Origin of the sequence: Streptomyces neyagawaensis (assembly GCF_023516595.1) — a bacterium.
In the GTDB taxonomy this organism is placed as follows: Bacteria; Actinomycetota; Actinomycetes; order Streptomycetales; family Streptomycetaceae; genus Streptomyces; species Streptomyces neyagawaensis.
Genome location: NZ_JAMGBG010000161.1, coordinates 1 through 387 on the forward strand (window position 1 = coordinate 1; position 387 = coordinate 387).

General features: G+C 58.4%; 1 rRNA gene. It reads left to right on the forward strand.

From position 1 onward, the window contains the following. Positions 1-55 precede the first annotated feature (55 nt). Positions 56-387: ribosomal RNA gene (locus M8J73_RS40200) — 23S ribosomal RNA — on the forward strand; the annotation flags it as partial.

Below are 387 nucleotides of genomic sequence, written 5' to 3' on the forward strand. Positions count from 1 at the left end.
TGTGACGGGTGGTTGGTCGTTGTTTGAGAACTGCACAGTGGACGCGAGCATCTGTGGCCAAGTTTTTAAGGGCGCACGGTGGATGCCTTGGCACCAGGAACCGATGAAGGACGTGGGAGGCCACGATAGGCCCCGGGGAGTCGTCAACCAGGCTTTGATCCGGGGGTGTCCGAATGGGGAAACCCGGCAGTCGTCATGGGCTGTCACCCTTGCCTGAACACATAGGGCAAGTGGAGGGAACGCGGGGAAGTGAAACATCTCAGTACCCGCAGGAAGAGAAAACAACCGTGATTCCGGGAGTAGTGGCGAGCGAAACTGGATGAGGCCAAACCGTATGCGTGTGAGACCCGGCAGGGGTTGCGTATACGGGGTTGTGGGATCTCTCTT